Below are 21,436 nucleotides of genomic sequence, written 5' to 3' on the forward strand. Positions count from 1 at the left end.
GACAGAGCAGAGGAGAGGCCATCACCGAGCCCCGTATCAACGACCGTATCCGCGTCCCCGAGGTCCGCCTGGTGGGCCCGGAGGGCGAGCAGGTCGGCATCGTGCCGATCGGCGAGGCGCTGCGCCTGGCGCAGGACTCCGAGCTCGACCTCGTCGAGGTCGCGCCGATGGCCCGGCCGCCGGTCGTCAAGCTGATGGACTACGGGAAGTTCAAGTACGAGTCCGCCCAGAAGGCCCGCGAGGCCCGGCGGAACCAGGCGCTCACCGTCATCAAGGAGATGCGGCTGCGCCTGAAGATCGACCCGCACGACTACGAGACCAAGAAGGGCCACGTCGAGCGCTTCCTCAAGGCGGGCGACAAGGTCAAGATCACCGTGATGTTCCGCGGGCGCGAGCAGTCGCGGCCCGAGATGGGTTACCGCCTGCTGCAGCGGCTGGCCGGCGACGTCTCCGAGCTGGGCGTCGTCGAGTCCAACCCGAAGCAGGACGGCCGGAACATGGTCATGGTGATCGCCCCGCACCGGAACCAGGCCGCGACCGACGGCGCCCGCCGTCAGGCCAAGGCCGACCGGGCCGCCGAGGGGCAGACCCCGACGGCCTGAGGAAGGACCCTCCTGCCCCCCACCGCTCGCACGCTCGCGGCGGGCCCCTGCAGGAGGGCCGACCACGCACCACCGAGACGGCCGGCGTCGTCTCGGCAGCCTCGTGCTGCCGGGCGGCGCCGACACCCACGAACAGGACGACGAGGACATGCCGAAGCAGAAGACCCACAAGGGCACCGCGAAGCGGGTGCGCGTCACGGGCACCGGCAAGATCATGCGGGAGCAGGCCAACAACCAGCACAAGTTCGAGCACAAGAGCTCGCGGCGCAAGCGCCGGCTGGAGAAGGACCAGGTCATGTCCCCGGCCGACAGCAAGACCATCAAGAAGCTGCTGGGCATCTGAGCCCCCGCCTCCCGTAACCAGCAAGGAGTTCTCACGTGGCACGCGTGAAGCGGGCGGTCAACGCCCAGAAGAAGCGCCGGACGACCCTCGAGGCCGCCAGCGGGTACCGCGGTCAGCGTTCGCGCCTGTACCGCAAGGCCAAGGAGCAGATCCTCCACTCGGCCACCTACAACTACCGCGACCGCAAGGCGCGCAAGGGTGACTTCCGCAAGCTGTGGATCACCCGCATCAACGCCGCGGCGCGGCAGAACGACATGACCTACAACCGGTTCATGCAGGGCCTGAAGCTGGCCGGCATCGAGCTCGACCGCCGCGTGCTCGCCGAGCTCGCGGTCAACGAGCCGGCCGCCTTCGCCGCCCTGGTGGAGACCGCCCGGGCCGCCGTCGCGGCGGCCCCGGCCGGCGGCGAGCAGGCCGCGTAGGCACTCCCTCCCGACGCCGTCGGTGACCGGCCCACCTGGGCCGGCGCCGGCGGCGTCGGTGCGTGTGGGGCCCGTGTGCGCGCGGGACCGGCGGTCTCGTGGCGATGAGCGCCCGATGGCCACGGGACCGCCGATCCCGACGAGGGGAGACGACGTGAGCGAGCTGCTGACCGAGCGGTCGGGCCGGGTCGCCGCCGCGCGCAAGCTGACCCGGCGCGCCGGCCGCGACGCCGCGGGCGCCTTCCTCGCCGAGGGCCGCCAGGCGGTCTCCGAGGCGCTGGCCACCGCACCGGACGACGTCCGCGAGGTGTTCGCCACCGAGGCCGCGGCCGCCGCGCACCGCGACCTGCTCGCCGGCACCACCGTCCCCGTCCGGCTGGTCACCGAGAGGGCCGCCGCGGGCCTGTCCGAGACCGTGACGCCGCAGGGCCTGGTCGCCGTCTGCGCGCTGCGCGACCTGCCCGCCGACCGGCTGACCGCCGACCCGCCCTCGCTTGCCGTCGGCCTGGCCGGACTGGCCGACCCCGGCAACGCCGGCACCGTGCTGCGCACCGCCGACGCCTGCGGCGCCGGCGCGGTGGTCTTCGGCGCCGGGTCCGCCGACCCCTACGGCGGCAAGGCGGTCCGCTCCAGCGCCGGCAGCCTGTTCCACGTCGACGTCGTCCGGGGTGCGCCGCTGGAGCCGCTGGTCGCCGGCCTGCAGGCGCGCGGGGTCACCGTGCTGGCCGCCGACGGCGGGGGCGAGGCCGCGCTCGACGAGCTGGGGGACGCCCTCGCCGGGCCGGTGCTGTGGCTGTTCGGCAACGAGGCGCGCGGGGTGCCGCCGGAGCTGGCCGCAGCCGCCGACGCCCGGGTGCGGATCCCGATGCGCGGCCGCGCCGAGAGCCTCAACCTGGCCGCCGCCGCGGCGATCTGCCTCTACGCGACGCAGCTCGCCCAGGGCTGAGAGGCTGCCCGCGTGGACGACGCGAAGGCCGTGCTGCTGCGCTACCTCAGCACCGCCCGCGAGGCGCTGCTGTGGAAGCTCGAGGGGCTGTCCGAGTACGACGTCCGCCGGCCGCTGACGGCCACCGGCACCAACCTGCTCGGCCTGGTCAAGCACCTGGCCTGCGTGGAGGCCGGCTACCTCGGCAACGTCGTGGGCCGGCCGTTCCCGGAGCCGATGGTCTGGGACGACCCCGACGCCGGGGACGACGACCTGTGGGTGCGCGCCGACGAGTCCCGCGAGGACGTCCTGGCGCTGTACGCCCGCGCCACCGCGCACGCCGACGCCTCGGTCGCCGCACTGCCGCTCGACGCCACCGGCGAGGTGCCGTGGTGGCCCGAGGAGCGGCGGCACCCCACGCTGCACACGCTGCTGGTGCACGTGCTGGCCGAGGTGGCCCGCCACGCCGGGCACGCCGACGTGCTACGTGAGGGCCTCGACGGCGCGGCCGGCCTGCGGCGGGACGACGACAACCTCACCCGCGACGGCGACGCCGACCGGGCCGCCTACGTCGCGGTGGTCGAGGAGGCCGCGGCGACGTTCCGGTGAGGGCGGCGCGCCGCGGCGGGAGCCGGACGGGTGCCGACGCCTTCCCGCCACGGGGCGCGGACGGCAGGGTGCAGGTCTGCCGGCCTCCTCGGGTCGGCGGGTGTCTCCGTGGGGGAGGGCGGCCGTGACCGTGGGACCCAGGCAGCGGCTCGACGGCGACCCGCGGCCGGCCGCGGACGGGCGGCGCGCCCGCTGGACCGAGCACCGCCGCGCCCGCCGCGAGGAGCTCGTCGCCGCCGCCGTCGAGGCGGTCCGCGCGGCCGGCCCGGGGTTCGCCGTCGACGACGTCGCCCGCGCCGCCGGGGTGTCCAAGACGGTCATCTACCGCTACTTCACCGACAAGGACGAGCTGGTCGACGCCGTCCTCGAGCGCATCTCCTCGGCGGTCCTGCTGCCGCGGCTGCTGGGGGAGCTGGCCGCCGAGCGCCGCGACGACGTCGAGCGGCTGCGCGCGGTCATCGCCGCGTTCGTGCTGCTGGTCGAGGACGAGCCGGAGCTCTACCGCTTCGCCTACGCCTCGGCCGGCCGCGCCGGGCGCCCGGACCTCGTGGCCGCCACCGAGCGGGAGGTCGCCGGCGCGCTGGCGGCGCTGCTCGGCGAGCGGCTGGCCGCCGCGGGCCGGCCCACCGGTGCCGTGACGACGTGGGCCTACGGCGTCGTCGGCATGGTGCAGCTGGCCGCGCACTGGTGGTCGGGCACCCGCGAGGTGCCCGCCGCCGAGCTGGTCGAGCAGCTGACCGCGCTGGCCGCCGGGGGACTGGTCGGCCTGCTGCCGCCCGCCTGAGGGAACGCCCGCGACGTCACCGTGCGCGGGCGGACCTCCGGGGCGCATCCCTACGGCAGGGCCGGCTCCCGCCGCGGCACCGGCGCGGCGCCCGCGGCGGCCCGCGCGGTGGCGGCCCGGGTGGCGGCGCCGCGGGTGACCGCCTTGCGGTCGTACATGCGCAGGTCGGCGCGGTGCAGCAGGTCGGCGAACGCGACGCCGTCGGCGGGGCAGACGCTGACCCCGATGCTCGCGTCCACGTGCACCTCGGTGCCGTGCAGCGGCACCGGCCGGCGGATCGAGGCGGTGAGCTCGTCGGCGACCCGCCGCGCCTCCTCCGGCGCCGTCTCCGGCCGCAGGTCCGGCAGCGCGATGAGGAACTCGTCGCCGCCGAGGCGGGCCAGCAGGTCACGGCGGCGGACGCGCTCGCGCAGCCGGCGGGCGACCACCTGCAGCAGCTCGTCGCCGGCGGCGTGGCCGAGCCGGTCGTTGACCGCCTTGAACCCGTCGAGGTCGACGAACAGCAGGCCGAGCGCGTCGCCGCGGGCGCGGGCCTCCCAGATCGCGGCCTCCACCTGCTCCTCCAGCCGGCGCCGGTTGGGCAGCCCGGTCAGCGGGTCGGTGTAGGCCAGCTCCTGGATGCGGGCCAGCGCGGCCGACGTCCGGTCGCGCTCGCGGACCAGGGCCCGTTCCGCCTCCACGCGCGCGGTGACGTCCACCTGCACGCCGATGTACTGGACGACGGTGCCGTCGGCGTCGTGCACCGGCGCGAGGTGCAGCTCGTTCCACCACGGCGTCCGCCCGGGGCCGCGGACGTTGAGCAGCGCCTCCCGGCACGGCTGCCCGGCGTCGACCGCCGCGCGGACGCGGGCGACCGCGCCCGGGTCGGTGTCGGGGTGCTGCAGCAGCCGGCAGTTGCGGCCGAGGATCTCGTCCGAGGACAGGCCGGCCAGCTGCCGGAAGGCCTCGTTGGCGTAGACGATCGGCTGGTCGGGCAGCCGCACGTCGACGACGGTCACCCCGCTCGGCGTGGCCTCCAGCGCCCGCCGCAGCAGCGCCTCCGCCTGCGTGGTGCCCACCGCCAGGCCGGCGGCCGCCGGGCTCGCCACCACCGCCGGCCGGGGCGCGACGGCCGCCGCGGGGACGGTGCCGCCGGCGCGCGGGGCCACCCGGGACAGCAGCGACGACGCCGCGCGGGACACCGTCGTGCGCTCGTAGGTCAGCGCGTACTCGAACGTGCGCTCCAGGTCGGGCCCGTCGTCGCCGAGGTCGCGGGCCAGCAGCGCGGCGCTGAAGTGCGGGGACAGGACGGCGACGTCCCACTCGCCGCGCACCGGGTCGTCGTCGGCGAGGTGCGCGCCGCGCACGCCCGGCAGCGGCTCCACCGGCAGGTCCTCGCCCAGCGCGCAGACGAAGCCGGTCCGCTCGGCCAGGTCGCGGTAGCGCTGGGTGGTGGCGACGGTGAAGTGGCGCGCCTCCTGGAAGGTGGCGGCCACCACGCAGGTCTCGCCCAGGCGCATGGCCTCCCGCTCCAGCTGCTTGGACAGCTCGATGAGCAGGGCCTTGGGCGCGCGGCGCAGCGGGACGTCGTCGGGCAGGCAGGCGAAGGGGGAGACCGCGCCGACCGCGCCGGTGGGCCGGCCGGCGCCGGGCAGCACCAGCTCGCCGACCGGCAACCCCGGGGCGGCGCCCGGGCCGGGGCGGCCGAGGTGCCAGCCCTGGCCGAGGGTGGCGCCCAGCCCGCGGGCGTAGGCTAGGTGCCCGGCGGTCTCGATGCCCTCGGCGAGCACCACGGCGCCGCTGCGCTCGGCGTAGGCGTTGACCGCGTTCACGATCTCGGCGATCGCCGGGCCCGGGCGCTCCTGCACCAGGCGCAGGTCGAGCTTGACGACGTCGGGGCACAGCAGCGGCAGGAACGCCAGCGACATCGACTCGGCGCCGACGTCGTCGACGGCGATGGCCCAGCCCAGTTCCCGGACCCGCTCGACGGTGCGCAGCAGCTCGGCCGGCCGGGCCGCGATCGCCCGCTCGGTGATCTCCATGACCACCCGCAGGTCGCCGGGCGCGCCCTCGGCGATGGCGACGAGGTCGGCCAGCGGTGCGGTGTCGAGCACCTCGGGCTCGACGTTGACGAAGACGGTCAGCGGCGCCACGAGCCCGCCGTCGACGGCGCCGCGGAAGGCGGCCGCGCGGCAGGCCTCGTCCAGCTCCGCGAGCCGGCCGGCGCCGCGGGCCGCGGCGAACAGCGCGTCGGGCCGCTCCAGCGGGCCGACCGGGCCGCGCGCGAGGGCCTCGTAGGCGACGACCCGCCCGGTGTCGATCTCGACGATGGGCTGGAAGACGCTGCGCACGCCGCGCAGGGTGTCGGCGAGGACGGGGTCGGATCCGGAGGGCGCCGGTGCCTCGTGGGGGCGGGTCACGTCCCGGTTGTCGGCAGCGGACCCCCGGGGCGACACCCGTCGGTCCGCCCGGCTCCCCCGGGAGGGTCAGGCGGGCAGCGCGATGAGGACGACGGCGGCCGCCGCGACGGCCAGCCCGGCGCGCTGCGCCCCGGCCAGCCGCTCGCGCAGCACGACCTGCGCCAGCACGACCGTGCTCGCCGGGTACAGCGACGCCAGCACCCCGGTGATCGCCAGCTTCTCGCCGACCTGGGTGGCGACGAGGAACAGCGCGTTGGCCGTCATGTCGCCGACGCCGGCGAGCACCACCACCGGCAGCACCCCGCGGGACACCAGCAGCGAGCGGCCCGACGCCAGCGCGAGCCCGCCGATCAGCAGCACCGACACGACACGGGCGGCCAGCAGGGGGCTCAGGCCCGAGTCCCCGCCGGTGCGGTCCAGCAGCACGAAGAACAGCCCGAAGCCGGCGCCGGCGGCCAGCGCCGGCGCGACGGTGCCCAGCCGCGCGGCGCGCAGCGAGGACAGCCCGCCCTCGGCCGCCACGAGCACCACCGCGACCAGCGCGAGCAGGATGCCGAGCGCGGCCAGGACGCCGAGCCGCTCGCCGAGCAGCAGGCCGCCGACCACCGGCAGCGCCGCGGCCGCCACCGCCGTCACCGGGGCCACCACGCTCATCACCCCGGTGGCCAGCGAGCGGTAGAACAGCAGCAGCCCGGCCCCGCCGGCGACACCGGCGGCCGCGCCCCAGCCCAGGTCGGCCGGTGTGGGGCTGCCGCCGAGCCAGGGGAGCAGCAGCACGACGGCGACCAGCCCGGCCGCCTGCGACAGCGCGACGACGGCGGCCGCGGCGGCCCGGCGGCTGGCGATCCCCCCGCAGAAGTCGGCCATCCCGTAGACGACGGCCGAGGCCAGCGCCAGCACCATCGCCATCCGGTGCGCCTCCCGCGTCGTCGTCCCGCCGTCCCGCCGATCCTGGCAGCCGCCGGCCCCCGTCCTCCCGCCGGCACCGGGACCGGCGATCCCGTGGCCGTTCGCGCCCGGTGGTCACGGGACCGCCGATCCCGGGCGGGGTGGCGGCGGGCACGAGCGGCCGTCGGGCGGTCGCGGCAAACCCGGCAGCGGCGTCCCGGGGCCGCCGGGCAGAATGGCCTCCCGTGTCCGGCGCCAACGACCCCTACGACCCGAAGCAGGTCGCGGCCCTGTCCGCCGAGGCCCTCGACGCCGCCGTCGCAGCGGCGCGGGAGGCCTTCGCGGGAGCGGGCGACCTCGAGGCGCTGGCCGCCGTGCGCCCGGCCCACCTCGGCGACCGCGCGCCCGTGCCGCTGGCCCGCCGCGAGCTCGGCGCGCTGCCGCCGGCCGCCCGCGCCGACGCCGGCAAGCGGGTGAACGCGGCGCGGGTCGCCGTCACCGAGGCGTACGAGACGCGCAGGGCCGAGCTCGAGGCCGAGCGCGACGCCCGGGCGCTGGCCGAGGAGCGGGTCGACGTCACCCTGCCCTGGGACCGCACCCCGCGCGGCGCCCGCCACCCGCTGACCACGCTGCAGGAGCGGATCGCCGACGTGTTCGTCGGCATGGGCTACGAGGTGGCCGACGGCCCCGAGCTCGAGGCCGAGTGGTTCAACTTCGACGCGCTCAACATCGGCCGCGACCACCCGGCGCGCACGATGATGGACACCCTCTTCGTCGCCCCCGAGGACTCCGGCCTGGTGCTGCGCACGCACACCAGCCCGGTGCAGGCCCGCACGCTGCTGTCCCGGACGCCGCCGGTGTACGTCGTCGCGCCCGGGCGGGTCTACCGCACCGACGAGCTCGACGCGACGCACACCCCGGTCTTCCACCAGGTCGAGGGCCTGGCCGTCGACCGCGGGCTGACGATGGCGCACCTGCGCGGCACCCTCGACCACCTCGCGCGGGCGCTGTTCGGCCCCGAGGCGGTCACCCGCTGGCGGCCGTCGTACTTCCCGTTCACCGAGCCCTCGGCCGAGTTCGACGTCTGGTTCCCCGAGCACCGCGACGGCCCGCGCTGGGTCGAGTGGGGCGGCTGCGGGATGGTCAACCCGCGGGTGCTCGTCGCCTGCGGCGTCGACCCCGAGGAGTACAGCGGCTTCGCCTTCGGCGTCGGCATCGAGCGGGCGCTGCAGTTCCGCTCGGGCGTCGGCGACATGCGCGACATCGTCGAGGGCGACGTCCGGTTCACGAGTGCGTTCGGAGTGGAGCTGTAGATGCGGGTCCCCGTCGGCTGGCTGGCCGAGTACGTCGACGTCCCCGCCGGGACTCCCGTCGAGGACCTCGACGCCGCCTTCGTCCGGCTGGGCCTGGAGGTCGAGGAGGTCCACACCCCGGCCGAGGTCACCGGCCCGCTCGTGGTCGGCCGGGTGCTGGAGATCGAGGAGCTCACCGGCTTCAAGAAGCCGATCCGGTGGTGCCAGGTCGACGTCGGCGAGGGCGCCCCGCGCGGGATCGTCTGCGGGGCGAGCAACTTCGTCGCGGGGGACAGCGTCGTCGTCGCGCTGCCCGGCGCCGTGCTGCCCGGCGGGTTCGAGATCGCCGCGCGGAAGACCTACGACCACGTCTCCGACGGGATGATCTGCTCGGTCCGCGAGCTCGGCATCGGCGAGGACCACGCCGGGATCCTGGTGCTGGGCGAGGGCTTCGAGCCCGGCGCCGACGCCCGCCCCGTCGTGGGCCTCGACGACGTCGTCATCGAGCTCAACGTGACCCCCGACCGCGGCTACTGCCTGTCCATGCGCGGGATCGCCCGCGAGGTGGGCACCGGCCTGGGCGTGGCGTGGCGCGACCCGGGCGCGGCGGCGCCGGCCGCCTGGTCCGGCGAGCCGGCGTGGGAGGTGACCGTCGCCGACGCCGACCGCTGCGACCGGTTCTCCATGGTCGCGCTCGAGGGGCTGGACCCGACCCGGCCCAGCCCCTGGTGGATGCGCCGCCGGCTGGCCCAGTCGGGCGTCCGTTCGATTTCCCTGGCCGTCGACGTCACCAACTACGTGATGCTCGAGCTCGGCCAGCCGATGCACGCCTTCGACCGGGACGCCGTGACCGGCCCGATCGTCGTCCGCCGGGCCCGCGAGGGCGAGCGGCTGACCACCCTCGACGGCGCCGACCGGGCGCTGTCCGGCGACGACCTGCTCATCACCGACGACACCGGCCCGATCGGGCTGGCCGCGGTGATGGGCGGCGCCTCGACCGAGATCGGCGACGGCACCACGAACGTGCTGCTCGAGGCGGCGCACTGGGAGCCCACCGGCGTCGCGCGCACCGCTCGCCGGCACCGGCTGCCCAGCGAGGCCGCCCGCCGCTTCGAGCGCGGCGTCGACCCGGAGATGACCGTCGCCGCGCTCGCCCGCGCCGCGGAGCTGCTCGCCGAGCACGGCGGCGCCCGCGTCGTCGGCGCGCTGGTCGACGTCGACACCCGCGCCCCCCGCCCGTCGATCGCGCTGGACGCCGCGAGGCCCGGCCGGGTCTCCGGCGTGCCCTACTCGCCCGCCCAGGTGGTCGAGCTGCTCGGCGCGGTCGGCTGCGCGGTGGAGGCCGACGGCGGCTCGCTGACCGTCACGCCGCCGTCGTGGCGCCCGGACCTCACCGACCCGGCCGACCTGGTCGAGGAGGTCGTCCGGCTGGCCGGCTACGACGACGTCCCCTCGGTGCTGCCCACCGCCCCGCCCGGGCGCGGGCTCACCGAGACCCAGCGCCGCCGTCGCACGGTGGGCCGCGCGCTGGCCGAGGCCGGCTACGTCGAGGCGCCGTCCTACCCGTTCGTCGGCGCCCCGGCGCTGGACGCCCTCGGCCTCGCCGACGACGACCCGCGCCGCCGGGTCGTGCTCGTGCGCAACCCGCTGTCGGAGGAGGAGCCGGCGCTGCGCACCACGCTGCTGCCCGGCCTGCTCGCGACGCTGGCCCGCAACCTCTCCCGCGGCCGCCGCGACGTCGCCCTGTTCGAGCACGGCGCGGTCTTCCCGGGCGACCGGCGCACCCCCGCGCCGCTGCCCGGCGTCGACCGCCGGCCCGACGACGACACCCTCGCCGCCCTGCTCGGCGCGGTGCCCGACCAGCCCTGGCACGTCGCCGTGGCGCTGACCGGGCAGCGCGAGCCGCGCGGCTGGTGGGGCCCGGGCCGGGCCGCGGGCTGGGCCGACGCCGTCCAGGCCGCCCGGCTGGTGGCCGCCGCCGCGGGCGTGGAGCTGTTCGTCCGCCCCGGCGAGCAGGCCCCCTGGCACCCGGGGCGCTGCGCGGAGCTGGTCGTGGACGACCGGGTGGTCGGGTACGCCGGCGAGCTGCACCCGCGGGTGTGCGCCGCCCTCGACCTGCCGGCCCGCACCTCGGTGATGGAGCTCGACGTCGACGCGTTCCCGCCGGCGCCCGTCCCGGTGGGGCCGCGCATCTCGACGTTCCCGCCGGTCTTCCTCGACCTGGCCTTCGTCGTGCCCGACGAGATCACCGCCGCGCACGTCGAGTCGCTGGTCCGCGGGGGTGCGGGGGAGCTGTTCGAGGCGGTCCGCCTGTTCGACGTGTACTCCGGCCCGCCGGTCCCGGCCGGGTCGCGGTCGCTGGCGTACTCCCTGGTGCTGCGCGCGCCGGACCGCACGCTGACCGCCGAGGACGTCGCCCGGGTGCGCGAGGGCATCGTCGCCGTCGTCGAGCTGCAGGGGATCACCCTGCGCAGCGGCGACTGATGGCGGACCTCACCGGCCTGGTCGCACTCGTCACCGGGGCGTCGGCGGGCATCGGCCGGCACCTGGCCGAGGGGCTGGCCGCCCGCGGGGCCGCCGTCGCCGGCGTCGCCCGCGGCGCGGAGCGGCTGCGGACGGCGATGGCCGAGGTCGCCGCCGCCACCGGTGCCCGCACCCTCGCGCTGCCCGCCGACGTCACCGACCGCGCCGCCGTCGACGCCGCCGTCGCGGAGGTGGTCCGCGAGCTCGGGCCGATCGGGCTGCTGGTGAACAACGCCGGCCTGATCGACGCCGCCGAGGTGCCGCTGTGGGAGGCCGACCCCGACCAGTGGTGGGAGGTCGTGGAGAGCCAGGTGCGCGGGCCGTTCCTCGTCGCCCGCGCGGTCCTGCCCGGGATGGTCGCCGTCGGCGGCGGCCGGGTGGTCGACCTGGCCAGCGGGATCAGCACCCGCGCCAACCCGCACTACAGCGCCTACTCGGCGGGCAAGACCGCGCAGATGCGCATCACCGAGTCGATCGACCTGGCCGGTGCCGCGCACGGCGTGCGGGCGTTCGACCTGGCGCCGGGCGTCGTCGACACCGCGATGACCCGCGCCATGCCGATGCACGAGGGCCGCACCGACTGGACCCGTCCCGAGGACGTCGTCGACCTGGTGGTGGCCATCGCCGCCGGGGAGCTGGACCAGTGGTCGGGGCGGTTCTTCCGCGCCGGGGTCGACGACCTCGACACGCTGCGCGCCACGGAGCCGGCCGACGACGCGCGGAAGCTGCGGCTGCTCCCGTACGGCGACGGCGACCCGCTGGCCTGACCGCCCTCGTCCGGGCGCGGTCGTGCTCTGCCCCGCCTCCGGGGGCAGAGCACGGAGGCCGGAGCCGGCACCTCCCGCGCCGGACGTTCGTGCTCTGCCCACCCCTGTGGGCGGAGCACGACCGCGCGCAGGACCCCGGGGCGTCCCCTCCCTCCGTGCTCTGCACACCTCCCTGGGCAGAGCACGAGCGTGCGCCAGAGCACGCGGGGACCCGGCCATGAAAGGTCATGCACGGTCCTGTATGGTCATGCATCGTGAACACAGGGCAGACGTGGACGGTCGGGGTCACCGGCGCCACCGGGTACGCGGGGGGAGAGGTGTGCCGGCTGCTGGCCGGGCACCCGCACCTCCGCCTGGCCGGGGTGCACGCGAACAGCAGCGCCGGCCGACGCCTGGGTGAGCTGCAGCCGCACCTGCTGCCCTTCGCCGACCTCGAGGTCCGGTCGAGCGCGCCCGAGGACCTCGCCGGCTACGACGTCGTCGTCCTCGCGCTCCCGCACGGGGAGTCGGCCGCGATCGCCGCGCAGCTGTCCCCGGACACCCTGGTCGTCGACTGCGGCGCCGACCACCGGCTGCAGGACCCGGCCGCCTGGGCCCGCTGGTACGGCGGCGACGCCGGCACGCCGCACCCGGGGACGTGGCCCTACGGCCTGCCGGAGCTGCCCGGCCAGCGGGAGCGGCTGGCCGGCGCGCGGCGGATCGCGGTCCCCGGCTGCTACCCGACCTCGGTCACCCTCGCCATGGCCCCGGCGCTGGCCGCCGGGCTGGTCGAGCCGGACGTCGTCGTGGTCGCCGCCTCGGGCACCTCCGGCGCGGGCAAGGCGGCCAAGCCGCACCTGCTCGGCAGCGAGGTGATGGGCTCGGTCAGCGCCTACGGCGTCGGCGGCGTGCACCGGCACACCCCGGAGATGGCGCAGACCCTCGGCGCGGCCGCCGGGGGCCCGGTGCGGATCAGCTTCACCCCGACCCTGGTGCCGATGAGCCGGGGCATCCTCGCCACCTGCTCGGCGCCGCTGCGGCCCGGGATCGACGCCGACGCCGCGCGGGCCGCCTACCAGAAGGCCTACGCCGACGAGCCGTTCGTGCACCTGCTCCCCGAGGGCCGGTGGCCGACGACGGCGCAGGTGCTCGGCGCCAACACCGTCGCGGTGCAGGTCGCGGTCGACCCGGACGCCGGCCGGCTGGTCGTCGTCGCCGCGGTCGACAACCTCACCAAGGGCACCGCGGGCGGCGCGATCCAGAGCGCCAACGTCGCCCTCGGGCTGCCCGAGACCGCGGGCCTGCCGCTGGTGGGGGTGGCCCCGTGAGCGTCACCGCACCGCAGGGCTTCCGGGCCGCCGGCGTCGCGGCCGGGCTGAAGAGCACCGGCGCGGCCGACGTCGCGCTGGTCGTCAACGACGGGCCGCGGGACGACGCCGCCGCCGTCTTCACCACCAACCGCTTCCCGGCCGCGCCGGTGCAGTGGAGCCGCCAGGTGCTGGCCACCGGCCGGCTGCGCGCGGTGGTCCTCAACTCCGGCGGCGCCAACGCCTGCACCGGCCCCGAGGGCTTCCAGGACACCCACGCCACCGCCGAGCACACCGCCGAGCAGCTGGGGCTGGGCGCGATCGACGTCGCGGTCGCCTCCACCGGGCTGATCGGCGTCCGGCTGCCGATGGACAGGCTGCTGCCCGGGGTCACCGACGCGGCGAAGGCGCTGTCGGCCGAGGGCGGTCCCGACGCCGCCCGGGCGATCATGACCACCGACTCGGTGCCCAAGACGACGGTCGTCGAGCGGGACGGCTGGTCGGTCGGCGGGATGGCCAAGGGCGCCGGCATGCTCGCGCCGAGTCTGGCCACGATGCTCGTCGTCCTCACCACCGACGCCGCCGTCGACCCGGCTGTGCTGCAGGAGGCGCTGAAGGCCGCCACCGCTGTCAGCTTCGAGCGGGTCGACTCCGACGGCTGCCTGTCCACCAACGACACCGTCGTGGCGATGGCCAACGGCGCCAGCGGGGTCAGCCCGGGTGCGGAGGAGGTCGCCGAGGCGCTCACCGCCGCGGCCACCGACCTCGCCATGCAGCTGCTCGCCGACGCCGAGGGCTCGACCAAGGACATCGCGATCACCGTGCGCAACGCGGCGACCGTCGAGGACGCGCTCACCGCCGGCCGCGCCTGCGCCCGCAACAACCTGCTCAAGACGGCGCTGTTCGGCAACGACCCCAACTGGGGCCGGGTCCTGGCGGCGATCGGCACCACCGACGCCGCCTTCGAGCCCGACCGGGTCGACGTCACGATCAACGGCGTCACCGTCTGCCGGGGCGGCGCGATCGGCGACCCGCGCGAGGGCGTCGACCTCACCGGCCGGGCCATCACCATCGACGTCGACCTGGGCGCCGGCACCGAGCAGGCCACGATCTGGACCAACGACCTGTCCCTCGCCTACGTGCACGAGAACTCGGCCTACTCGACGTGAGCACCCACGAGAACACCGACGAGAACACCCACGAGAACACCCACGAGGACCCCACCCCGCCCGACGTCCGGGTCGACGAGGCGCCCCCGCCGCGCCGGCGGATCGGCACCACCCGGGTCATGCGCACCTACGACCCGGAGGGTGACGCCCGCAAGGTCGCCGTCCTCACCGGCGCGCTGCCGTGGCTGCGGGAGTTCCACGGCAACGTCGTGGTGATCAAGTACGGCGGCCACGCGATGGTCGACGAGGAGTGCCGCCGGGCCTTCGCCGAGGACATGGTGTTCCTGCGGACCTGCGGCATCCTGCCCGTCGTCGTCCACGGCGGCGGCCCGCAGATCACCGAGATGCTCGGCCGGCTCGGCATCGAGAGCGAGTTCCGCGGCGGCCTGCGGGTGACCACCGACGAGACCGTCGAGGTGGTCCGCATGGTGCTCACCGGCCAGGTCACCCCCGAGGTGGTCGGGCTGGTCAACCAGCACGGCCCGCTGGCGGTCGGCCTGTCCGGCGAGGACGGCGGCCTGTTCACCGCCGAGCGCACCCGGGCGCTCGTCGACGGGCAGCCGGTCGACGTCGGCCGGGTCGGGGACGTCGTCGCCGTCGACCCGACGCCGGTCACCGCGCTGCTGCAGTCCGGGAAGATCCCGGTGGTCGCCACGGTCGCGCCCGACCGCGACGGCGTGGTGCACAACGTCAACGCCGACACCGCCGCCGCCGCGCTCGCCGTGGCGCTCGGCGCGGTGAAGCTCGTCGTCCTCACCGACGTCGAGGGCCTCTACGCCGACTGGCCCGACCGCGACTCGCTGGTGCAGCAGATCGACGCCGCCGAGCTCGCCGAGATCCTCCCGACGCTGGACGCCGGGATGATCCCGAAGATGGCCGCCTGCCTGCGGGCGGTCGAGGGCGGGGTGAAGCGGGCGACCGTCGTCGACGGCCGGACCCCGCACGCCCTGCTGCTGGAGATGTTCACCACCGAGGGCACCGGGACGATGGTCGTCCCCGCCCACTCACTGAGCGGAGAGGAGCCGGCATGACCCACACGGAGGAGCTGGCCACCCGCTGGTCGGCGGTGATGATGGGCAACTACCGCACCCCGCCGGTCGCGCTCGCGCGCGGCGAGGGCGCGACCGTCTGGGACGTCGACGGCCGCGAGTACACCGACCTGCTCGGCGGCATCGCGACGACGATCCTCGGCCACGCCCACCCGAGGGTGGTCGAGGCGATCACCCGGCAGGCGCAGACCCTCGGGCACGTCTCCAACCTGGCGATGCACGAGCCCGGCGTCACGCTCGCCGAGCGGCTGCTGGAGCTGGCCGGCCGGCCAGGACGGGTGTTCTTCTGCAACTCCGGCGCCGAGGCCAACGAGGCCGCCTTCAAGATCAGCCGGCTCACCGGGCGGCCCGAGGTGGTCACCGCCGAGGGCGCCTTCCACGGCCGCACGATGGGCGCGCTCGCGCTCACCGGCCAGCCGTCCAAGGCCGCCGCGTTCGCTCCGCTGCCCGGCGGCGCCCGGTACGTGCCCTACGGCGACGCCGACGCGCTGGCCGGGGCGGTCGGCGACCGGACCGCGATGGTGCTGCTCGAGCCGCTGCTCGGCGAGGGCGGCGTGCAGCCCCCGCCGCCGGGCTACCTCGCCGCCGCCGCCCGCACCGCCGCGGACGCCGGCGCGCTGTTCGCCGTCGACGAGGTGCAGACCGGCACCGGCCGCACCGGCCACTGGTTCGCCCACCAGGCAGACGGCCTGCAGCCCGACCTGGTCACCATGGCCAAGGCACTCGGCGGCGGCCTGCCCATCGGCGCCACGCTCGCCTTCGGCGACGCCGCGGAGCTCATGACCGCCGGCTCGCACGGCTCCACGTTCGGCGGCAACCCGATCGCCTGCGCCGCCGCGCTCGCCGTCCTCGACACGATGCGCGACGAGGGCCTGCTCGAGCGCGCCAAGGAGCTCGAGCACCGGTTCACCGCCGGCATCGAGGGCCTCGGGCACCCCGGCGTCTCCGGGGTGCGGGGGAGGGGCGCGCTGCTCGGCGTCGTCCTCACCGCCCCGGTCGCCGGCGCGCTGGAGGCCGCGCTGCGCGAGGCCGGCTTCCTCACCAACGCCGTCGCCCCCGGCGTGCTGCGCCTGGCGCCCTCCCTGGTCCTCACCGACGGCCAGGTCGACGCCTTCGTCGCCGCGCTGCCGGCCGCCCTCGACACCGCCCTGCAGGAGACCGACTCGTGACCCGGCACCTCACCCGCGACGACGACCTCACCCCCGGCGAGCAGGCCGAGGTCCTCGCGCTGGCCGCCGAGCTCAAGCGCACCCGGCACACCGACGCCGCGCCCACCCCGCTGCGCGCGGCGAACGGCGTGCCGCGGGCGGTGGCCGTGCTGTTCGACAAGCCCTCCACCCGCACCCGGGTGTCGTTCTCGGTCGGCGTCGCCGAGCTCGGCGGGTACCCGCTGGTGATCGACGCCGGGTCCAGCCAGCTCGGCCGCGGCGAGCCGGTGGAGGACACCACCCGCGTGCTCGACCGGCAGGTCGCCGCGATCGTGTGGCGCACCTTCGGCCAGGACCGGCTCGAGACCATGGCCGCCACCAGCCGGGTGCCGGTGGTCAACGCGCTCACCGACGACTTCCACCCGTGCCAGATCCTGGCCGACCTGCAGACGGTGGCCGAGCACAAGGGCTCGCTGGCCGGCCGGTCGCTGACCTACCTCGGCGACGGCGCCAACAACATGGCCCACTCGTACCTCCTCGGCGGCGCGACCGCCGGCATGCACGTGCGCATCGGCTCGCCGGAGGAGTACCAGCCGGCGCCCGACGTGCTGAAGAGGGCGGCGGAGATCGCCGCCGAGACCGGCGGCTCGGTCCAGTGGACCGCCGACGCCGCGGCCGCCGCCGACGGCGCCGACGTCCTCGCCACCGACACCTGGGTGTCGATGGGCCAGGAGGACGAGTACGACACCCGGGTCGCGCCGTTCCTGCCCTACGCCGTCGACGACGCCGCGCTGGCCCGCGCCGCCGACGACGCCCTCGTGCTGCACTGCCTGCCGGCCTACCGCGGCAAGGAGATCGCCGCCGACGTCATCGACGGCCCGCAGAGCGTCGTCTGGGACGAGGCGGAGAACCGGCTGCACGCGCAGAAGGCCCTCCTCACGTGGTTGCTGGAGCGATCCACGTGACCGGGGCGCTGACCCGGTCGGCGCGGCAGGCCCGCATCGCCGAGCTCATCGCCGCCCGGCCGGTGACCTCGCAGACCCAGCTCGCCGCGCTGCTGGCCGAGTCCGGCGTCGAGGTCACCCAGGCCACGCTCTCCCGCGACCTGGAGGAGCTCGGCGCGGTCAAGCTGCGCGGCTCCGACGGCGCCCCGGCGTCCTACGTGCTGCCGCCGGAGAACGCCCCGCTGCGCCCCGCGCAGGCCGCCCCCGCCCGCCTCACGCGGCTGCTCGGGGACCTGCTCACCAGCGCCGACGGCAGCGCCAACCTCGCGGTGCTGCGCACCCCGCCCGGCGCCGCGCAGTTCCTCGCCTCGGCGCTGGACAAGGTGGGCCTGCCCGACGTCCTGGGCACCATCGCCGGCGACGACACGCTGCTCGTCGTCTCGCGCGACCCCGACGGCGGCGCGGCGCTCGCCCGGCGCCTGCGGTCGCTGGCCGGCCGCGCACCCGGCGAGCCGCCCCACCTGACCGACGAGACCGACGACCCCGCTGGAGGATCAGCCCCGTGACCGACCCGACCGCCCCCGCCTCGCAGACCCGGCTCTGGGGCGGCCGCTTCGGCGGCGGGCCGTCGCCGGCCATGGCGGCGCTGTCGAAGTCCACCGACGTCGACTGGCGGCTGGCCCCCTACGACCTCGCCGGCTCCCGCGCCCACGCGCGGGTGCTGCACCGCGCCGGCCTGCTTACCGACGACGAGCTCGGGCAGATGGTCGGCGCGCTCACCGAGCTGTCGGCCGAGGTCGCCGCGGGCACCTTCGCGCCGGTCGAGGCCGACGAGGACGTGCACGAGGCGCTCGAGCGCGGCCTGATCGCCAAGCTCGGCACCCTCGGGGGCAAGCTGCGCGCCGGCCGGTCCCGCAACGACCAGGTCGCCACCGACCTGCGGCTGTACCTGCGGCACAACGTGCGCGCGCTGGTCGGTGAGCTGGCGTCGCTGGAGTACGCCCTGACGGGGCTGGCCGAGCGGTACCTCGAGGTGCCCGCGCCCGGCATGACCCACCTGCAGCACGCCCAGCCGGTGCTGATCAGCCACCAGCTGCTGGCCCACGCGCACGCCTTCGCCCGCGACGTCGACCGGTTGCTCGACTGGGACCGCCGCGCCGCCGTCAGCCCGCTGGGCTCGGGCGCGCTGGCCGGGTCCTCGCTGCCGCTGGACCCCGACGCCGTCGCCGCCGAGCTCGGCTTCGACCGGGCCGCGGAGAACTCGATCGACGCGGTCAGCGACCGCGACTTCGCCGCCGAGTTCTGCTTCGCCGCCGCGATGGTCGGCGTCCACCTGTCCCGGCTGGGGGAGGAGGTCGTGCTCTGGACGTCGACCGAGTTCGGCTGGGCCCGCCTCGACGACGCCTGGGCGACCGGGTCGTCGATCATGCCGCAGAAGAAGAACCCGGACATCGCCGAGCTCGCGCGCGGCAAGTCCGGCCGGTTCGTCGGCAACCTCACCGGCCTGCTCACCACGCTCAAGGGGCTGCCGCTGGCCTACGACCGTGACCTGCAGGAGGACAAGGAGCCGGTCTTCGACTCCCTCGAGCAGCTGCTGCTCCTGCTGCCCGCGGTCACCGGCATGGTCGCCACGCTCACCCTGCGCCCGGAGGTGCTCGAGGCCGCCGCGCCGCAGGGCTTCGCGCTGGCCACCGACGTCGCCGAGTGGCTGGTCAAGAACGGCGTGCCGTTCCGGTCGGCGCACGAGATCTCCGGCGAGATGGTCGCCGTCTGCGAGGCCGCGGGCCTGGAGCTCGACCAGCTCGACGACGACCAGCTCGCCGGCATCGACGAGCGGCTCACCCCCGCCGTCCGGGGGGTGCTGTCGGTGCGCGGCGCGCTCGCCGCCCGGGACACCCGCGGCGGGACGGCGCCCGAGCGGGTCGCCGCCCAGCTGGCCGCGCTCAAGGACGTCGTCGCCGCCCACGGTCGCTGGTCGGCCGACTCGCCCGTGGCGGCCGCGCTCTGAGCCAGCCAGGCCGCCTGCTGACGGCGGAGGAGCTGCTCGGGCCGGTCGACGACGTCGCCCCGGCGCTGCTGGGCTGCTGGGTGGTCACCGACCGGCCCGAGGGGACCGTCGCCGTCCGGCTCACCGAGGTCGAGGCGTACTCGGGGGAGGGGGAGGACCCGGCGTCGCACGCGCACCGCGGCCCCACCCCGCGCGCGGCGATCATGTTCGGCCCGCCCGGGCGGCTGTACGTGTACTTCAGCTACGGCGTGCACTGGTGCGCCAACGTCGTCGTCGGTCCCGCCGGCCGCGGCTCGGCGGTGCTGCTGCGCGCCGGCGAGGTGGTGGTGGGGGAGCAGGTCGCGGCCCTGCGCCGTCCCTCCGCCCGCGTGCCCCGGGACCTGGCCCGCGGCCCGGCCCGGCTGACCGCGGCGCTGGCGATCGGGCCGGAGGACGGCGGTGCCGACGTCCTCGACCCCGCCTCGCCGGTGCGGCTGCACGCGGGGCAGCCGCCGTCCGCCGTCTCGGCCGGGCCCCGGGTCGGGATCAGCCGGGCGACCGAGCTGCCGTGGCGGTTCTGGGAGACCGGGGCGCCGTCGGTGAGCGCCTTCCGCCCGGGCGGGCAACGCCGGCGCCGCGCCGCCGGGCAGACTGGTACCTCGTGACCTCCTCCGTCCTCGACGAACTGCAGCGCCGCGGGCTCATCGCCCAGACCACCGACGAGGACGCCCTGCGCGCCCACCTCGCCGAGGGACCGGTCACCTACTACTGCGGCTTCGACCCGACCGCCCCGAGCCTGCACGTGGGGCACCTGGTCCAGGTGATGGTGCTGCGGGCGCTGCAGCGCGCCGGCCACCACCCCGTGGTCCTCGTCGGCGGCGCCACCGGGCTGATCGGCGACCCGCGACCGACCGCCGAGCGGCAGCTCAACGACCGCTCCACCGTGGCCGGCTGGGTGGACAGCATCCGTCGCCAGCTGGCGCCCTTCCTCGACCGGCCGGCCGAGCAGGAGGGCCTGCCCGCGCCGGTCTACGTCGACAACCTGACCTGGACCGAGCCGCTGTCGGCCATCGACTTCCTCCGCGACCTCGGCAAGCACTTCCGGGTCGGCCGGATGCTGGCGAAGGAGGCGGTGTCCGCGCGGCTGAACTCCGAGGCCGGCATCAGCTACACCGAGTTCAGCTACCAGATCCTCCAGGCGCACGACTACCTGCAGCTGTTCCGCCGCCACGGCGTCACGCTGCAGACCGGTGGCTCGGACCAGTGGGGCAACCTCACCGCCGGCATCGACCTGGTCCGCCGGGTGGAGGGGGCCGCGGTGCACGCCCTGTCCACCGTGCTGGTCACCAAGTCCGACGGGCAGAAGTTCGGCAAGAGCGAGAGCGGCACCGTCTGGCTCGACCCCGCGCTCACCTCGCCCTACGCCTTCTTCCAGTTCTGGCTCAACGCCGACGACGCCGACGCGCTCACCTGGCTGCCGCAGTTCTCCGAGCGGCCGGCCGAGGAGGTCGAGGCGGTCCTGGCCGAGAGCCGGGAGCGGCCGGCGTCGCGTGCGGCACAGCGCGCCCTGGCCGAGGAGCTGACCGCGCTCGTCCACGGGCCCGAGGAACTCCGCCAGGCGGAGGCCGCCGGGCGCGCGCTGTTCGGGCGGGACGACCTGACCGCCCTCGGCGCCGACACCCTCGGTGCCGCCCTGCGGGAGGCCGGCAGCGTCACCGTCGACGGCGGGACGCCGACCGTCGCGCAGCTGCTCCAGCAGACGGGCCTCGTCTCGAGCCTGTCCGAGGCCCGCCGCACGGTGAAGGAGGGCGGCGCGTACCTCAACAACGAGCGCGTCACCGACGCCGACATCGTCCCGGGCGAGGAGGCCTGGTTGCCGGGCGGCTGGCTGGTGCTGCGCCGCGGCAAGCGGTCCGTCGCCGGGGTGCAGCGCGTCGCGCACTGAGGACGTCCTGCCGCGTTGCCGCCATGTGACACGCCGGTTCCGGAACGGTGTCTGGCGTCACGGCCGAGCCGGTTTGACATGCTCCCGACAGGCACGTAACTTTCTCTCTGCGCGCCGCACGGCCCGGGAGGGCCGGCGCGGAGGACCCTTCGAGGGAACACTCCGGGCGGGCGCAGGGTTGGACAACAAGCAGCCACCGAGGAAGCCCGAGAGGGTCGAGTTGGTGTGCGTCCGCTCCTTGAGAACTCAACAGCGTGCCGAAAGTCAGTGCCAAGTAACAAACCCCCGCACTGCACGGTTGATTCGTGTGGTGAGGGATTCCTTTGGTTGATGACATCGAGAGTGCTAGCTCTC

At 76.2% G+C, this 21,436-nt stretch carries 20 protein-coding genes; 18 read left to right on the plus strand and 2 right to left on the minus strand.

The genetic code is table 11. The annotated features are described in order from the left end of the window. Positions 1 to 71: 71 nt before the first annotated feature. From infC to ACI8AK_RS17485, 6 genes are all read left to right on the plus strand, one after another. On the plus strand, positions 72 to 602 hold the full coding sequence (gene infC, locus ACI8AK_RS17460; protein WP_387987040.1) for a translation initiation factor IF-3: 531 nt from the start codon (positions 72 to 74) through the stop codon (positions 600 to 602). A 148-nt stretch (positions 603 to 750) separates the two neighbouring features. After that, positions 751 to 945, plus strand: a complete 195-nt coding sequence (gene rpmI, locus ACI8AK_RS17465) for a 50S ribosomal protein L35 (protein ID WP_387987043.1) — start codon at positions 751 to 753, stop codon at positions 943 to 945. A gap of 35 nt (positions 946 to 980) precedes the next feature. After that, entirely contained in the window at positions 981 to 1,367 is a 387-nt protein-coding gene (rplT, locus tag ACI8AK_RS17470) for a 50S ribosomal protein L20 (RefSeq protein ID WP_075015337.1), read from the plus strand. A gap of 154 nt (positions 1,368 to 1,521) precedes the next feature. Continuing rightward, positions 1,522 to 2,313, plus strand: coding sequence for a TrmH family RNA methyltransferase (locus ACI8AK_RS17475; RefSeq protein WP_456903602.1), 792 nt, complete (start codon positions 1,522 to 1,524; stop codon positions 2,311 to 2,313). A 12-nt stretch (positions 2,314 to 2,325) separates the two neighbouring features. Then, on the plus strand, positions 2,326 to 2,901 hold the full coding sequence (locus ACI8AK_RS17480) for a DinB family protein (protein WP_456903603.1): 576 nt from the start codon (positions 2,326 to 2,328) through the stop codon (positions 2,899 to 2,901). Between the two features lie 124 nt (positions 2,902 to 3,025). Further along, on the plus strand, positions 3,026 to 3,685 hold the full coding sequence (locus tag ACI8AK_RS17485) for a TetR/AcrR family transcriptional regulator (protein WP_387987052.1): 660 nt from the start codon (positions 3,026 to 3,028) through the stop codon (positions 3,683 to 3,685). A gap of 50 nt (positions 3,686 to 3,735) precedes the next feature. On the opposite strand, the gene ACI8AK_RS17490 is transcribed toward ACI8AK_RS17485, so the two are convergent. Together ACI8AK_RS17490 and ACI8AK_RS17495 are read right to left on the minus strand one after the other, a co-directional pair. Continuing rightward, entirely contained in the window at positions 3,736 to 6,084 is a 2,349-nt protein-coding gene (locus ACI8AK_RS17490; RefSeq protein WP_456957285.1) for a diguanylate cyclase domain-containing protein, read from the minus strand. Between the two features lie 66 nt (positions 6,085 to 6,150). After that, on the minus strand, positions 6,151 to 6,993 hold the full coding sequence (locus ACI8AK_RS17495) for an EamA family transporter (protein WP_456957286.1): 843 nt from the start codon (positions 6,991 to 6,993) through the stop codon (positions 6,151 to 6,153). A gap of 224 nt (positions 6,994 to 7,217) precedes the next feature. On the opposite strand from ACI8AK_RS17495, the gene pheS reads away from it, so the two are divergent. The 12 genes from pheS (at position 7,218) to tyrS (ending at position 21,082) form a co-directional block, all read left to right on the plus strand. Further along, positions 7,218 to 8,285: a phenylalanine--tRNA ligase subunit alpha gene (pheS, locus tag ACI8AK_RS17500; RefSeq protein ID WP_387987060.1), complete on the plus strand. Its 1,068-nt coding sequence runs from the start codon at positions 7,218 to 7,220 to the stop codon at positions 8,283 to 8,285. Beyond that, the gene (pheT, locus tag ACI8AK_RS17505) at positions 8,286 to 10,748 is read left to right on the plus strand and encodes a phenylalanine--tRNA ligase subunit beta (RefSeq protein ID WP_456957288.1); all 2,463 of its coding nucleotides are present in this window, start codon (positions 8,286 to 8,288) and stop codon (positions 10,746 to 10,748) included. It abuts the gene before it with no gap. Further along, positions 10,748 to 11,554, plus strand: a complete 807-nt coding sequence (locus ACI8AK_RS17510) for an SDR family NAD(P)-dependent oxidoreductase (protein WP_456957289.1) — start codon at positions 10,748 to 10,750, stop codon at positions 11,552 to 11,554. The genes pheT and ACI8AK_RS17510 overlap by 1 nt, the downstream gene beginning before the upstream one ends. 254 nt (positions 11,555 to 11,808) lie before the next feature. Beyond that, positions 11,809 to 12,861, plus strand: coding sequence for an N-acetyl-gamma-glutamyl-phosphate reductase (gene argC / locus ACI8AK_RS17515; RefSeq protein WP_456957291.1), 1,053 nt, complete (start codon positions 11,809 to 11,811; stop codon positions 12,859 to 12,861). Next, on the plus strand, positions 12,858 to 14,009 hold the full coding sequence (gene argJ / locus ACI8AK_RS17520; RefSeq protein ID WP_456957293.1) for a bifunctional glutamate N-acetyltransferase/amino-acid acetyltransferase ArgJ: 1,152 nt from the start codon (positions 12,858 to 12,860) through the stop codon (positions 14,007 to 14,009). Before argC ends, argJ begins: the two co-directional genes overlap by 4 nt. Then, a complete protein-coding gene (argB, locus tag ACI8AK_RS17525) occupies positions 14,006 to 15,040 on the plus strand; it encodes an acetylglutamate kinase (protein ID WP_456957295.1) in 1,035 nt (344 codons plus the stop codon). Before argJ ends, argB begins: the two co-directional genes overlap by 4 nt. Next, positions 15,037 to 16,227, plus strand: coding sequence for an acetylornithine transaminase (locus ACI8AK_RS17530; protein ID WP_456957296.1), 1,191 nt, complete (start codon positions 15,037 to 15,039; stop codon positions 16,225 to 16,227). Before argB ends, ACI8AK_RS17530 begins: the two co-directional genes overlap by 4 nt. After that, on the plus strand, positions 16,224 to 17,171 hold the full coding sequence (argF, locus tag ACI8AK_RS17535; protein WP_387987079.1) for an ornithine carbamoyltransferase: 948 nt from the start codon (positions 16,224 to 16,226) through the stop codon (positions 17,169 to 17,171). The genes ACI8AK_RS17530 and argF overlap by 4 nt, the downstream gene beginning before the upstream one ends. Then, positions 17,168 to 17,716 (plus strand): arginine repressor, encoded by a 549-nt coding sequence (locus ACI8AK_RS17540; protein WP_387987082.1) that lies wholly within the window; start codon positions 17,168 to 17,170, stop codon positions 17,714 to 17,716. The genes argF and ACI8AK_RS17540 overlap by 4 nt, the downstream gene beginning before the upstream one ends. Further along, the gene (gene argH / locus ACI8AK_RS17545) at positions 17,713 to 19,158 is read left to right on the plus strand and encodes an argininosuccinate lyase (protein ID WP_456957298.1); all 1,446 of its coding nucleotides are present in this window, start codon (positions 17,713 to 17,715) and stop codon (positions 19,156 to 19,158) included. The genes ACI8AK_RS17540 and argH overlap by 4 nt, the downstream gene beginning before the upstream one ends. A 17-nt stretch (positions 19,159 to 19,175) precedes the next feature. Continuing rightward, positions 19,176 to 19,802, plus strand: a complete 627-nt coding sequence (locus ACI8AK_RS17550; protein WP_387987093.1) for a DNA-3-methyladenine glycosylase — start codon at positions 19,176 to 19,178, stop codon at positions 19,800 to 19,802. Then, the gene (tyrS, locus tag ACI8AK_RS17555) at positions 19,799 to 21,082 is read left to right on the plus strand and encodes a tyrosine--tRNA ligase (protein WP_387987088.1); all 1,284 of its coding nucleotides are present in this window, start codon (positions 19,799 to 19,801) and stop codon (positions 21,080 to 21,082) included. Before ACI8AK_RS17550 ends, tyrS begins: the two co-directional genes overlap by 4 nt. Positions 21,083 to 21,436 lie beyond the last annotated feature (354 nt).

The organism is Geodermatophilus sp. SYSU D00867, from assembly GCF_054050315.1.